Below are 13,553 nucleotides of genomic sequence, written 5' to 3' on the forward strand. Positions count from 1 at the left end.
GGTGGTTTCACTAACGGTCGTTGAGCAGGCGCTGGCGCTCGCGCTCCAGCAGGGACTGGCGCAGACCGAAGCCGCCAGCAGAGCCGAAAAATACCACGAAGCCATGCACCAGCAGCCCGATGCCCCAGCCAAAGGCAGGATAGATGGCCCAGTGGTGACCGGAAACACTCGATTTCAACAGTAACAGCAGATTGACGAGCACGAACACGGTGGCATGGGTGTACCAGCCCATCTTGGCCGCGGCGCGGCGGCGGGCCAGCTTCTCCTGGTCGGGGCTCAGGGGCATGGGGAAGGGTTGCATGGTGGAACTCCTGGGTGGTTGAAGATTCAGTTCAGATCAGACCGAGCCACTGGCCCCAGACCAACTGGCCCAGGTAGCGGCTGGGCAGCAGGGTGAAGGCCCCGGCAATGAGGCAGGTATCGCGGTACAGGCGCTGCATGAAGCGCTGGTGCTTGGCATAGTCGCGGCGGGCCAGTGCCATGAAGGAGGCGGTCAGGCCGAAGGCCGTGAGCGGTACCAGCAGGTGGATGGGGGTGTAGCCGGCGATGTTGGGCAACTGGTAGTCACGGATGAACAGTGCCGACGCGGCGGTGAGCACCATGAGCGTGACCCAGGCGTACCCCATGGCGCGGTGCAGGCGCGGGCGCAGCACCGGCCCCAGGCGGGCATACAGGGCAATGGGGCCCAGCACCACGGCACCCAGGGCAGCGGTGAGGTGGACGGCGATGACGGGGGACATTTGCATGGCAGGCTTTCAGTGGCTGTCGATGGACGGCACTGTGCCTGCGGGCATCTTCTGGCGCCATCACCGTGCGACGAAATGCACAGGGCGTGGCGCGAAATGCAGCTGCGTGGCGCGGGCGGAGACCTTCAGGCCACGTACAGCAGCATGCAAAGGAAGTGGCACAGGCTGCCTGCCAGCACGAACAGGTGCCAGATGCCATGGCCGTGGCGCACGCGGTGGCTCTGCACATAGAACCAGATGCCGCCGCTGTAGGCCAGGCCTCCGGCCAGCAGCCAGGCCAGACCGGCCGTGGGCAGGGCCAGTGCCAGTGGCTTCCAGGCGATCACCACCAGCCAGCCCATGAGCGCGTACAGCACCAGCGACAGCTTGCGGGTGCGCCGACCCAGAAAGTGCTCCTGCAGCATGCCTGTGATGGCCAGCGCCCACACCAGACCGAACAGGGTCCAGCCCCAGGCACCCTGCAGGGTGATGAGCGCGATGGGGGTGTAGGTGCCGGCGATGAGCAGGTAGATGGCGTGGTGGTCGAGCTTTTGCAGCACGGCCTTGATGTGGGGTGTACGCACGGCGTGGTACAGGGTGGAAAAACCGTACAGCAGCACCAGCGTGCCGCCATAGACGGCGAAGCTGATGCCCTTGAGCACGTTGCCCTGCTGCACCGCCAAGGTCATCAGGATGGACAGGCCCGAGACCGCCAGGGCGGCGCCTACCAGATGGCTGATGGCGTTGAATCGTTCACCGGGGTACATGGTTCAGACCTTGGCAGGGGTGCGCGACGACGCATCGGGCAATGTGTCGGACGATGCGCTGATCCAGCGACTGATCTGCGAGAACACCTCGGGCTGGCGCAATAGCCCCAGGTGGGTGGTGCTGAAGAAGGTGCGCGTGCGCTCGGGAGGAAGTGCCAGGTCAAACTCTTTCTGGGGGTGCTGGCCCAGGGCGCTGGACAAGGGCACCAGGCCGTCGCCCACCCACTGGCTGCGCAAGGCACCGGGCTCGGGCTGTGCCACCGCCGCAATGGCATAGCAGGCCACGCCCACGGGCAGCGGCACGGGGGTGCGGGTGTCGGTGGGTACGGCAAACCGGTCATGCGGCGCCCAGTCCTCGTCGAGCAGGTTGCCGTGGCGCAGGTCGGTGGTGCCCGCGCTGCGGATCTTGCCGAGTCGCGACAGGGCGCGGGAGTAGGGGCTGGCATCGAGCAGCAGGTCCACCATGTTGCCGGCGCGCTCCACCATGGAGCCGTGGTGCGGGGTGCCGACGAAGAAGAGCTGGTGCAGCTGTTGCGGCCAGGTGTGCCCCTGCGCATAGTGCACGGCACTGCGGGCGAGCAGCCCGCCCATGCTGAAGCCCACGATGCGCAGGCGCTGCACGGGCACGGGCCAGGCCTGCACCAGCTGCTCCAGCAGGTCGGCCAATTCACGGCCATTGTGGGAGATGTGGCGCCCGGTGTTGTAGCGCAGGGTGACCGTGCTGTGGCGCGGCAGCTTGGCCAGGGTGTGCACCGGGGCAGCGTCGTTGCTGGCCCATTGCAAGTCATTCATGCAGTGGCCATGCAGCAGCACCAGCAGCTCACTGCGCGCTTTGGGGTAGGCTTGGCGCAGCGCCGCGCGGTTCAGGGCCAGTGCCTGCCCCTGGTGGCGAAACGCCATGGGAATGCACAGCGGGTTGTCGGTGGTGGTCAGGTGGTCGCCGAGCACGCCGTTGACGATGGCCAGCATGGCTTCGCGTTCCCGGGTGGAGGGCAGGTGCTCCATTTCGGGTTGCAGGGCAGCCAGTGCGGCGTCCAGGCCGCCCCCCACCAGCTTTGCGGTGCCACGCACTGCGCCGTACACCGCCGCGCTGGACTTCTGCAAGACGCGGTACACGACCGCGTGCGCGCGGTTGTGCGGCTCGGGCGCGGGTGTCTTTGCCCGCGGCGTGGGCAGCGCCAGGATGGTGTGGTGCATGGCTTCCACCAGGTCGTTTATGCCTAGGGTGGCTTGCACGGCAAGCTGGCTGATACCGCGCAGGTCGGTGAGCCGGAGGTGGCGAGGTTTGGTCATGCATCAATTGTGCACACATGTATATTAATTGTCGCGTGCCAATTGCCGCTTTAGTCTGGCTGACCTAAACCGCGACCGGTTGCGCCCAAGCGCTGTGCTCAACCTGTGGCACATCAGGGAAAGGGTGCCGGTTCCTACAATCGACCCATGAAAAAGACATATTGGTGGGCGGGTGCGGGGCTGGCCTTGGTATTGGCCGCTGGTGGTGCCTGGTGGGCCTGGAAGGGCGGCGCCGAGGCGGTGCAGTACCGCACGGCCAAGATCGAGCGCGGAAGCCTGCAGGCCACGGTGGCGGCCAGTGGCGCCGTCAATCCGGTGGCGCTGGTCACCGTGGGCTCGCAGGTGAGCGGCCAGATCCGCGACCTGTACGTGGACTTCAATTCCGAAGTGAAGGCCGGGCAATTGCTCGCGCAGATCGACCCCGAGACCTTCGAGTACCGGGTGCGTTCGGCCCAGGCCGATGTGGACGCTGCCAATGCGGCGGTGCTGACGGCGCAGGCCAACCTGTTGGCCGCCAAGACCCAGGTGTCGCGCGCCCAGGTGGACCTGGACGAGGCCCGGCGCGATTTTGATCGCAAGCTGAGTCTGGTGGAGAAGCAGTTCATTGCCCAGAGCGAAGCCGACAAGGCGCGCGCCTTGGTGAATACCAGCCTCGAAGCCTTGAAGTCGGTGCAGGCGCAGGTGGGCGTGGCCCAGGCCCAGGTGCAGTCGGCCCAGGCCAACGTCGCGCAGCGCCAGGCCACGCTGGCCCAGGCCCGGGTGGACCTGGCGCGCACGCGCATCACCTCACCGGTGAACGGTATCGTCATCAAGCGCGCCATCGAAAAGGGCCAGACCGTGGCCGCGAGCCTGCAGGCGCCAGAACTGTTCATCATCGCCCAGAACCTGTCGGACATGCAGGTGGAAGCGGCCATCGACGAAAGCGACGTGGGGCGCTTGAAGGTGGGGCAAAAGGCCTCGTTCAATGTGGACGCCTATCCGGGCCAGACCTTTGAGGGCCAGATCAAGCAGGTGCGCAAGGCCGCCACCAACGTGGCGAACGTGGTCACCTACGTGGCGGTGGTGGGCTTTGCCAACGACGCGGGCAAGCTGCTGCCGGGCATGACGGCCAACGTGAAGGTGGTGACCGACGTGCGCGACAAGGTGCTGAAAGTACCCAACGCGGCCTTGCGCGTGCGCATTGCCGGGGTGGAGCCGGCGGCGCCGGCCAGCCGTCCTCAGGGTGGCGCCAGCGCGCCGAACAAGGCGACCGGTGGCTGGCGTGAAGCGGGGCAGGGCGGGGGCACCCGGGGCCGCATCTACCTGCAGGATGCCTCCGGCGCGGTTCAGGCCTACAGCGTGCGCCTGGGCGTGAGCGATGGCAATGCCACCGAACTGATCGTGCCGCCCGACAGCCCACAGGCCGCGGTGCTGACCGAGGGTGCCACAGTGGTGACGGCGGTGGTCACGCCTGGGAACGGTGCCAGCAAGTCCGCTGCCGGTCCGCGCATGGGATTCTGATCCATGGCACTCATCGAAGCCTGTGACCTGACCAAGACTTACGTCATGGGGGCGCAGACCGTGCACGCGCTGCGTGGCGTGTCGCTGACCGTGGAGGCCGGAGAGTTTGTGGCCATCATGGGCGCGTCGGGTTCGGGCAAGTCCACGCTCATGAACATCCTGGGCTGTCTGGACCAGCCCAGCAGCGGTGTCTACCGTCTGGCAGGTGAAGAGGTTGAGGTCATGACGCCGGACCAGCTGGCAGGCATACGCAACCGGCGCATCGGTTTCGTGTTCCAGCAGTTCAACCTGCTGCCGCGCACCAGCGCGCTGGAAAACGTGGAGCTGCCCATGGTCTACGCCGGCGTGGCGCCGGCACAGCGCCGCCAGAAGGCCCAGGCGGCCCTGCAGCGCGTCGGTCTGGGCGCGCGAGGTGACCACACACCGTCGGAGCTGTCGGGCGGGCAGCAGCAGCGCGTGGCGATCGCGCGGGCGCTGGTGAACCAGCCGGCGCTCATCCTGGCCGACGAGCCCACGGGTGCGCTGGACACGCACACCAGTGAAGAGATCATGCGCTTGCTGTCCGATCTGAACGAGCAGGGAATGACGGTGGTCATGGTCACCCACGAGGCCGACATCGCCGCCTGGGCGCAACGCCGGCTGGTGTTCCGTGACGGGCAGATCGTGGAAGACGTGCGCCAGACGCCGCTGCGGCCGAGCGCGTCGGCGGAGGTGCCGCTGTGAATTTCCTTGCCGCCCTGCGCAGCGCCTTGCGGGCCCTGTTGGCCAACAAGCTGCGCTCACTGCTGACCATGCTGGGCATCATCATCGGCGTGGGGGCGGTCATCACCATGGTGGCGGTGGGCAATGGGGCCACCCAACGGGTGCAGGAGCAGATGAAGGGCCTGGGCTCCAACATCATGCTGGTGCTGCCCGGTGGGGTGTCGCAGGCCGGGGTGCGGCTGGGCGCACAGACGCGCCAGCGCCTGACCGAGGAAGACGCCCAGGCCATCCAGCTGGAGATCCCCGAGGTGCAGGCGGTGGCGCCTACCTCGCGCACCAGCGGTCAGCTGGTGTTTGGCAACACCAACTGGGGCACGACCATCATCGGCGTGAACAATGACTACCTCGAAGTGCGCGACTGGCCCATTGCCAGCGGTCGCATGTTCGAGGACGGTGAGCTGGCCGGATCGGCCAAGGTGGCCTGGATCGGCGCCACTGTGGCGCGCGAGCTGTTCGGCGACGAAGACCCGGTGGACCAGACCATCCGCGTGCGCAACATCCCCATGAAGGTGATTGCCGTGCTCGCGCCCAAGGGCCAGAACTCCATGGGCCAGGACCAGGACGACGCCATCATGATCCCGCTCTCCACCCTGCGCAACCGTATCTGGGGCGGCGACGCCACCAGCCGCCTCAAGCGCGTGGGCTCCATATCGGTCAAGGTGCGCGATGGCATGGACATGAAGGCGGTGGAAGACAGCGTGAAGGAGCTGCTGCGGCAGCGCTTCAAGGTGCCCGCCGGGGGCGAAGACCCGTTCCAGATCCGCAACCTCACCGAAATCCTGCAGGCGCAGGAGGAGAGCAGCCGCGTCATGACCCTGCTGCTGGCGGCGGTGGCGGGCATCAGCCTCATCATCGGCGGCATCGGCATCATGAACATCATGCTGGTGAGCGTGACGGAACGCACCCGCGAGATCGGCCTGCGAATGGCGGTGGGGGCGCGCGGCATCGACATCCTTGCGCAGTTCCTCATCGAGGCGGTGACGCTGAGCCTGATAGGCGGTGCCATCGGCGTGCTGCTGGGGGCGGTGGCCACCTGGGGCGTGGGCGAGTTGGCCGGCTGGCAGGTGTCGCTCAGTGCCGGTGCCGTGGCGCTGGCCGTGGGCTTTTCGGGTGTGGTGGGCGTGTTTTTCGGGTTTTATCCGGCGCGCCGGGCTGCGCGGCTGCTGCCGATCCAGGCGCTGCGTTACGAGTAGAATCCAGATGCTATTGTTTTGCTAGCTGCTTGCGCAATTTCCGTGCGGGCTGTGGCCTGATTTTGATGTTGTTTTCTTCGGGGAGAGAGTTTTGGACGCTGTGTTGTTGATCAAGGCCGCCATCATGGGCGTGGTCGAGGGCCTGACGGAGTTTTTGCCCATTTCCAGTACCGGGCACCTGATCCTTGCCGGCGCATTGCTGGGTTTTGACGACGACAAGGCCAAGGTATTCGACATCGCCATCCAGACCGGAGCCATCTTTGCCGTCATCCTGGTCTACTGGCAGAAGATCCGCGACACCCTAGTGGCCCTGCCCACCGAGCGCCAGGCGCAGACCTTCGCGCTCAATGTGCTCATCGCCTTCGTGCCTGCCGTGGTGCTGGGCCTGCTGTTCGGCAAAGCCATCAAGGCGCACCTGTTCACGCCCACGGTGGTGGCCAGTACCTTCATCCTCGGCGGTTTCATCATCCTGTGGGCCGAAGCGCGGCAGAAGCGCAACCCGGGCCTGGCCCGCATCACCGACGTGGACCAGATGACACCGCTGGACGCGCTCAAGGTGGGGCTGGTGCAGTGCCTGGCCATGGTGCCGGGTACCAGCCGCAGCGGCGCTACCATCATCGGCGGCATGTTCCTCGGGCTGTCGCGCAAGGCAGCCACCGACTTTTCCTTCTACCTCGCCATTCCCACGCTCATCGGGGCCGGGGTGTACAGCTTGTACAAGGAGCGTGCACTGCTGAGCCTGGCCGATGTGCCGCTGTTCGCCGTCGGGCTGGTGGTGAGCTTCATCAGCGCCTGGCTGTGCGTGCGCTGGCTCTTGCGCTTCATTTCCACCCACAGCTTCGTGGGCTTTGCCTACTACCGCATTGCCTTTGGGCTGGTGGTGTTGGGTACCGCTTGGACCGGCACCGTCACCTGGGCGGCTTGAGTCGTCTGTCGCCGGATGATCGCTGGCGTCTGATCCGCATCCTGTGGCGGCGCAGCGATCGGGGTCCCTGTGGGCTCAGTTGTTGCTCGGGTTCTTCAGGGTGATCCTGGTGCGTTTGTCCAGGCCCAGCGACGCAATCGACGGGCCAAAGCTTTCATCGATCAGCTTCTTCTGCAGGCCGGATTTCTCAGCTTGCCGCAGGGCGGCTTCGATCACTGGCTTCAACCCCGCATTGGCCTTGGACAGGTAGAACACGAAATCGCGCGGATAGACCAGCATCAAATGCTTTTCGATCGCCAGGTTGGGGTTGTCCTTGGCCTCGGCGACGATCTCGATGGCACCGCGCGGGAAGTAGTCGATGCCGCGGTTCTTCGATGCCAACATGGCGTAGAGGTTCCTCCAGTCGCCGCCTTGCTCTCTGACTCCCAGGCCGCTCTCGTTCCAGACCCCCACATCGAACCAGCCTTGCCCGAGTCCCGCCACCTTGCCGGTGGCCCTGAAGTCCTCCAGCGACTTCACCTTGGCATAGGCGTCTTCATCGTCCTTGCTCACCAGCATGATGCGCTGGCCAATGAGGCCCTGCGTAAGCTTGTGGTTCACGACCACGTACTTCGCGTCACGTTCCTTGGTCTGCAGCATCCAGTGCAAGGTCAAGTCACCATCATCGAGATAGGCGAGGATGCGCGGCTGCGGCAGGTTGCCTTGCGACTGAATCCTGACGGTATGGCCCGCGGCCTTCAAGGATTCCTCGAGCAAGCGGTGGTAGTACTTGTGGTTGCCGTTGGGGAAGCTGGTGAGCTTCAAGGTCAGATCGGCGGCATGGGCAGCCATCGGTGCCGCGGCCATGCAACAGCTTGCTGCGATCGGTAGTAAGCACCTGAATACTGTCACGCGACTCTCCTTCGGATGACACCGGCACCTGTTGACGCGCCTGCAAGGGCGCGGAACTAGCGCTCCTGAATGCCCCGCGCCTCCAACTCGTCCAGCGGCATCGGTCTTGCAAAATGGTATCCCTGACCGATGTGGCAGCCCATGGCGGCCAGGGCTTCGGCGGTGCGGGCGTCCTCGATGCCCTCGGCCACGGTGTTGACGCCGAGCTTGCGCGACAGTTCCAGCGCGGACTGGATGATGAAGTAGCTGCGACTCGACGTGTGCATGTGCTCGACAAAGGCGCGGTCGATCTTGATGCTCGAAAACGGCATGTTCTGCAGGTACTCCAGCCCGGCGTAGCCGGTACCGAAGTCGTCCAGCGCCACGCCGGAGCCGAGTGCGCGCAAGGCGGCGATGGAGTCGATGACCGCCTGCAGGTTGTTCACCACCGTGGTTTCGGTGAGTTCGATGCGCAGTGCCGACATGGGCATGTCGAACTGCTGCAGGCAGGCGTGGATCTGCTCCACGATGCCCGGCGTGCACAGCTCCGGCGCTGACAGGTTGACGCTCACGAACGGCGGTGCATCGTCCGGGTGGGCGGCGCGCAGACGGGGCCAGTCCTGCGCCGCGCGGCGCAGGCCCCACTGGCCGATGCGGGCGATGATGCCGGTCTTCTCGGCCAGACCGATGAATTCGTCCGGACTGACCAGCCCGAGGGTCGGGTGGCGCCAGCGCATCAGTGCCTCGTAGCCTACACGCCGGCCGTCTTGCAGGTTGATCAAGGGTTGGTAGTACAGCGCGAGCTGGTCTGATTCCAGCGCCTGGGTCAGGTCATGCAGCAAGGAGAGCGTGCGCACGGCAGCACTGTGCACGCTTTCCCCGGGGGCGGCTTCGGATGGAAGCGCCGCGGCGCTGGCACCGGGGGCGCCGCTGGTGCTGCGGTAGCGCTCAAGCAGAAGGCGCAGCAGGTACTGGATGACGGGGTCCGAGCGCGCCAGCAGCTCATCGACGTGGGCGCGGTCGATGCGCACCAGCGTCGTGGGGGCCAGGGTGCGCACCGTGGCCGTTCGGCTCTGCCGGTCCAGCAGGGCGACTTCGCCAAACATGGCCCCCGCCTCCAGGGTGGCCACGCGGCGAAGGGCCGTGGGCGGCCCAGCCAGCACTTCGACCGAGCCGGACTCGATCACGTAGGCGGCATCGCCTGCGTCTCCGGTGCTGAACACTAGGGTATGGGCGGGAATGACTTCCCGGTTGAGTCCCGTGTTGGTGGGGGGCATGCAATCTTCCTGTGGGGCGTGATAACTGGCATTGTGCGGCATGTGGCCCTGAAATGCGACAATCCAAAGTTTCCCTTTTCGTCTGACGAGCCCCATGAGTACCGAAGTCGCCACCGCTCCCGAATCCGCCACCGCTCCCGCCGCACCGGCCAAGAAGTCGCGCAACGCGCGCCAGGCCCAGGCCATGCCGGTGCTGGAAAAACTGTTTGCGCTGTACCCGGGGCTGTTCGGCGCCGAATTCCTGCCGCTCAAGCGCGGCATCTTCCAGGACCTGATGCAGGCCCACCCCGATGCCTTTGACAAGGCCGCACTCAAGGAAGCCCTGTCGGTGCACACCCGCTCCACCCGCTACCTGCAGGCCATGGCCAGTGCCAAACCACGCCACGACCTGCAGATGCAGGCGGTGGAGCCGGTGGCCCCAGAGCACGTGTACAGCGCCGTGGTCGAGCTCTACCGCCGTCGCCAGATGCGCAAGCAGCCCGATGCCCTAAGCCGCCTGCAGCGCGAGCTTTCCCATGCCGTGCAGGCCAGTGGCCTGGGCCGCACCGACTACCTGGCCCTGGCCGGAACGCCCGAACCTGAAGTGGCTGCGGCGCTGGAAGAGGTGCTGGGGCAGGTGGAGCGTGTGCGCGCCAAGGACGCGGCCCTGCTGCAGGCCTTCGATGCCGCCGGCAAGTCGGTGATGGAGTTCGCCTTTGCCTACGGCGTGCCGGCCACCCAGGTGCGTTCCATGCTCAAGCGCAACGGCCGCAACGACGCTTGAGTGTCGGGATGAGTTTCGCCGCGCTGGCGCGCCGCCGCTGGCAAGGCTGGTCGGGCAATACGCGCGGGGTGCTGCTGGTGATGCTGGCTATGGCCTGCTGGTCGGTGCTGGACGCCTGCAACAAGCACATCATGGCTGGTGGCGCGACGCCGGCGCAGACGCTGTTTCTTCAGGCCTGCTCGGTGCTGGCCATGCTCGCACCGCTGACGCTGGCCACCCGGGGGCGCCTGGTGCGCACCCGCCAGCCGCAACTGCACCTGCTGCGTGCCTGCATCATCGTGGTGTCGGCCTGGTGCGCCGCCTGGGCGGTGGCGCACCTGCCGCTGGCCGAGGCCAGCGCCTACCTCATGACCGGCTCGCTCTTCATGCTGCCCCTGGGTGTGCTGCTGCTCGGTGAAAAGCCGCACTGGTTGCGCTGGCTCGGCGTGCTGGTGGGCTTTGGCGGCGTGCTGGTCATCTTCCAGCCCGGTGCTGCGGCGTTCCAGATGGCCGCGCTGGTGGCCCTGTTCGGCGCACTGATGGAAGCCCTGCTGGGCGTGGTGCTCAAGAAGTACACCGGGCAGGAACACCCCATCGCCGTGCTGACCTGGAGCCAGGTGGCCTGCTGGGTGGCGTTCGGATTGCTCAGTGGCTTCCAGCTGCCGGCCAACACGCTGGACATGCTGTGGCTGCTGCCGGTGGTTGCGCTCAGCGCCAGCGGCATCTACCTGTGCTACTTCTTCGCCTACCGCGCGGGTGACGCTTCGGCCGTGGAGGCGGGCAGCTTCAGCCTGCTGCTGTTCAGCCCCACACTGGGCTGGCTGATTTTTTCGGAAACGCCGACCACGGCCTTCTGGGCTGGGGCCGGGTTGCTGGTGTGCGGCATTGCGCTGGTCATCATCGAGCCCAGTGGTCGCGATGTCGAGTCAAAATAGGCTGCAGCCCGCATATCAATTGCGTGGACAGCTACTGAAATTATAGCGACTCCAAACTGCAGTGCAGCCGCTGGCACATGGCGGGGTGCCGCGCGCCACCGCCTTGGGCTAGCATGGGCCCATGCCTTCCACCCCAGCCACCGTATCTGTGCGTCCCCTGCGCGGGACGGTGCTGGCGCTGGCCTGGCTGGCGGGCGTGGCACTGCAGTTGCAGCAAGCCGACTTGTGGAGTGCGTCGCTGTACCTGGGCTGGCTTCTGCTGGGCGGTGTCGGGCTGGTGCTGGCCGGGTGGCACCGCAGCGCCGAGCGCCTGGGGCCTTGGGTGGCCCTGGGGTTGCTGGCCCTGTCGTGCCTGCTGCTGGGGGCTGCCAGCACCGGCTGGCGCGCCGCCCGCTTTGCCAGCACGGCCCTGCCACCGGCGCTCGAAGGGCGCGACTTCGATGTCGTGGGGGTAGTGAGCGGCATGCCCCAGAGCCAGGCCGCTGGATTGCGCTTTCGCTTGCAGCTGGAGTCTGCGCGTTCCCAGGGCGAGGCTGTCGACCTGCCGGCGCTGATGGATGTGGGTTGGTACCACGGCTGGGGCGGTACCGCGGGCGGTGGGCTGGAATTGCAGCGCCTGCCGCAGGCGCTGCGCCCCGGTGAACGCTGGCAGATGCGGCTGCGGGTCAAGGCGCCCCATGGCAATGTCAACCCGCACGGATTCGACTACGAGCTCTACCTGTGGGAGCAGGGCGTGCAGGCCAGTGCCTATGTGCGTGCCGGGGTGGCCGACCCGGCGCCTGTTCGCCTGGAGGAAGCGCCCTGGCTGTCGGTCGATGGCGCCCGTTTCGCGGTGCGCGAGCGCATCCAGGCGGCGGTAGCGGAGCGTTCGGCTGCGGCCTTGATCAGCGCGCTGGTGGTGGGCGACCAGGCCGCCATCGAGCGCAGCGACTGGGACGTGTACCGCGCCACTGGCATTGCCCACCTGGTCAGCATCTCCGGGCTGCACGTGACCCTGTTCGCGTGGCTGGCCGCACGGGTGCTGGGCTGGTTGTGGCGGCGCTCATCCAAGGCCTGCCTGGTGGTGCCCGCACCCACGGTGGCGCTGTGGGGCGGTGTGGCCCTGGCCTGGGCCTACGCGCTGTTTGCGGGCTGGGGTGTGCCGGCCCAGCGCACGGTGCTCATGCTGGCGGTGGTGGCGGGTGTGCGCAGCACCGGGGGGCGCTGGCCCTGGCCGCTGGTGTGGCTGGCCGCCTGCCTGGCGGTGGTGCTGTGGGACCCCTGGGCCCTGATGCAGGCCGGGTTCTGGCTCAGCTTCGTCGCCGTGGGTGTCCTGTTTGCTACGGATTCAGGAGCTGCTAAAGCAAATTCCACAAGGGCTATGGATCGTTTTCGCTCCATGCTGCGGGAGCAGTGGGTGATCGGGTTGGCCCTGGCGCCGCTGGCCGTGGTGCTGTTTGGCCAGGTGTCGGTGGTGGGCCTGCTGGCCAATCTGCTGGCGGTGCCTTGGGTTACCCTGGTGCTCACGCCACTGAGCTTTCTGGGCCTGCTGCACCCGCTGGCCTGGGACGCCGCGGCCCTGGCGGCGCAGGCGCTGCATGCCGTGCTGCAGCCCATGGCCCAGTGGCCGCTGGCCGTGTGGTGGTGGCCGCGACCACCCCTCGGCATCGGTCTGCTCGCCTGTGTGGGGGCCATGGTGGCGGTGTTTCCCTGGTCCTGGCGCATGCGCGTGCAGGCCCTCCCGCTGGTGCTGCCGTTGCTGCTGTGGCGCCCGGCGGTACCCGAGGCGGGCGCGTTTTCGCTCCTGGCGGCCGATGTGGGGCAGGGCAATGCGGTGCTGGTTCGCACTGCCCACCACGCCCTGGTGTTCGATGCCGGTCCACGCTACGGGCTGGAGTCCGATGCCGGGCACCGCGTCATGGTGCCCTTGCTGCAGACCCTGCAGTGGCAGCCCGACTTGCTGGTGCTGAGCCACCGCGATACCGACCACGTGGGCGGTGCGCAGGCCTTGCTGGACATGGTCCCGGGCATGCAACTGCTGAGTTCGCTGGAGCCTGCGCATCCGCTGCTGGCGCAGCGTGCGCACCAGCGCTGCGAAGCCGGGCAACACTGGGAATGGGATGGCGTGGCGTTCACCGTGTTGCACCCCACCGCCGCAGAGTACGTGCAGCAGGGCCGCCTCAAGCCCAATGCCCTGAGCTGCGTGCTGCACATCCGCGCCGGCAGCCACAGCGCCTTGCTGGCAGGCGACATCGAGGCGGAGCAGGAGCGCGCGCTGGTGCAGCGTTCCGGGGCCGACCTGCACGCCGATGTGCTGCTGGTGCCGCACCACGGCAGCAAGACGTCGAGCACAGAGGCCTTGCTGGATGCCGTGCAACCGCGCTTTGCCTGGGTGCAGGCGGGCTACCGCAACCGCTTCGGTCACCCGGCAGCGCCGGTATCGGCGCGCTATGTCGAGCGCGGCATCGTGTTGGCGGATTCCCCCCATTGCGGTGCCATGCACTGGGTCAGCACCGCACCCGACACCATGGGCTGCGAGCGCGACCGCCAGCGCCGCTACTGGCACCACCGCGCACCTTGAAGTG

At 66.9% G+C, this 13,553-nt stretch carries 13 protein-coding genes; 7 read left to right on the plus strand and 6 right to left on the minus strand.

All coding sequences use genetic code 11. The annotated features are described in order from the left end of the window. Window positions 1–10: 10 nt before the first annotated feature. From RQP54_RS14190 to RQP54_RS14205, 4 genes are all read right to left on the minus strand, one after another. Complete coding sequence (locus RQP54_RS14190) at window positions 11–301, minus strand: 2TM domain-containing protein (protein ID WP_315679035.1); 291 nt, start codon at window positions 299–301, stop codon at window positions 11–13. Between the two features lie 31 nt (window positions 302–332). After that, window positions 333–746 (minus strand): DUF2306 domain-containing protein, encoded by a 414-nt coding sequence (locus RQP54_RS14195; protein ID WP_315679036.1) that lies wholly within the window; start codon window positions 744–746, stop codon window positions 333–335. Window positions 747–871: 125 nt separating this feature from the next. After that, complete coding sequence (gene trhA / locus RQP54_RS14200) at window positions 872–1,492, minus strand: PAQR family membrane homeostasis protein TrhA (protein WP_315679037.1); 621 nt, start codon at window positions 1,490–1,492, stop codon at window positions 872–874. Between the two features lie 3 nt (window positions 1,493–1,495). Continuing rightward, window positions 1,496–2,785 carry an alpha/beta hydrolase gene (locus tag RQP54_RS14205; RefSeq protein ID WP_315679038.1) on the minus strand — a complete coding sequence of 430 codons (1,290 nt, stop codon included), beginning with the start codon at window positions 2,783–2,785 and terminating at the stop codon, window positions 1,496–1,498. 147 nt (window positions 2,786–2,932) lie between these two features. Here RQP54_RS14205 and RQP54_RS14210 point away from each other — a divergent pair, with 147 nt between their 5' ends. The 4 genes from RQP54_RS14210 (at window position 2,933) to RQP54_RS14225 (ending at window position 7,165) form a co-directional block, all read left to right on the plus strand. Next, window positions 2,933–4,285: an efflux RND transporter periplasmic adaptor subunit gene (locus RQP54_RS14210; protein WP_315679039.1), complete on the plus strand. Its 1,353-nt coding sequence runs from the start codon at window positions 2,933–2,935 to the stop codon at window positions 4,283–4,285. A 3-nt stretch (window positions 4,286–4,288) separates the two neighbouring features. Next, complete coding sequence (locus RQP54_RS14215; RefSeq protein WP_315679040.1) at window positions 4,289–5,008, plus strand: ABC transporter ATP-binding protein; 720 nt, start codon at window positions 4,289–4,291, stop codon at window positions 5,006–5,008. Next, on the plus strand, window positions 5,005–6,240 hold the full coding sequence (locus tag RQP54_RS14220; protein ID WP_315679041.1) for an ABC transporter permease: 1,236 nt from the start codon (window positions 5,005–5,007) through the stop codon (window positions 6,238–6,240). Before RQP54_RS14215 ends, RQP54_RS14220 begins: the two co-directional genes overlap by 4 nt. Before the next feature lie 91 nt (window positions 6,241–6,331). Then, entirely contained in the window at window positions 6,332–7,165 is an 834-nt protein-coding gene (locus tag RQP54_RS14225) for an undecaprenyl-diphosphate phosphatase (RefSeq protein WP_315679042.1), read from the plus strand. 75 nt (window positions 7,166–7,240) lie between these two features. On the opposite strand, the gene RQP54_RS14230 is transcribed toward RQP54_RS14225, so the two are convergent. Both RQP54_RS14230 and RQP54_RS14235 read right to left on the minus strand, forming a co-directional pair. Next, window positions 7,241–8,011, minus strand: a complete 771-nt coding sequence (locus RQP54_RS14230) for a hypothetical protein (RefSeq protein WP_315679043.1) — start codon at window positions 8,009–8,011, stop codon at window positions 7,241–7,243. A 101-nt stretch (window positions 8,012–8,112) separates the two neighbouring features. Beyond that, on the minus strand, window positions 8,113–9,312 hold the full coding sequence (locus tag RQP54_RS14235) for an EAL domain-containing protein (RefSeq protein ID WP_315679044.1): 1,200 nt from the start codon (window positions 9,310–9,312) through the stop codon (window positions 8,113–8,115). A gap of 94 nt (window positions 9,313–9,406) precedes the next feature. Here RQP54_RS14235 and RQP54_RS14240 point away from each other — a divergent pair, with 94 nt between their 5' ends. The 3 genes from RQP54_RS14240 to RQP54_RS14250 all read left to right on the plus strand — a co-directional run bounded on the left by RQP54_RS14240 (window position 9,407) and on the right by RQP54_RS14250 (window position 13,549). After that, window positions 9,407–10,075 carry a ProQ/FINO family protein gene (locus tag RQP54_RS14240; protein ID WP_315679045.1) on the plus strand — a complete coding sequence of 223 codons (669 nt, stop codon included), beginning with the start codon at window positions 9,407–9,409 and terminating at the stop codon, window positions 10,073–10,075. Between the two features lie 8 nt (window positions 10,076–10,083). Next, the gene (locus RQP54_RS14245) at window positions 10,084–10,989 is read left to right on the plus strand and encodes a DMT family transporter (protein ID WP_315679046.1); all 906 of its coding nucleotides are present in this window, start codon (window positions 10,084–10,086) and stop codon (window positions 10,987–10,989) included. Window positions 10,990–11,110: 121 nt separating this feature from the next. Continuing rightward, the gene (locus RQP54_RS14250) at window positions 11,111–13,549 is read left to right on the plus strand and encodes a ComEC/Rec2 family competence protein (RefSeq protein ID WP_315679047.1); all 2,439 of its coding nucleotides are present in this window, start codon (window positions 11,111–11,113) and stop codon (window positions 13,547–13,549) included. Window positions 13,550–13,553 lie beyond the last annotated feature (4 nt).

The organism is Curvibacter sp. APW13 (assembly GCF_032337135.1).
In the GTDB taxonomy this organism is placed as follows: domain Bacteria; phylum Pseudomonadota; class Gammaproteobacteria; order Burkholderiales; family Burkholderiaceae_C; genus Allorhodoferax.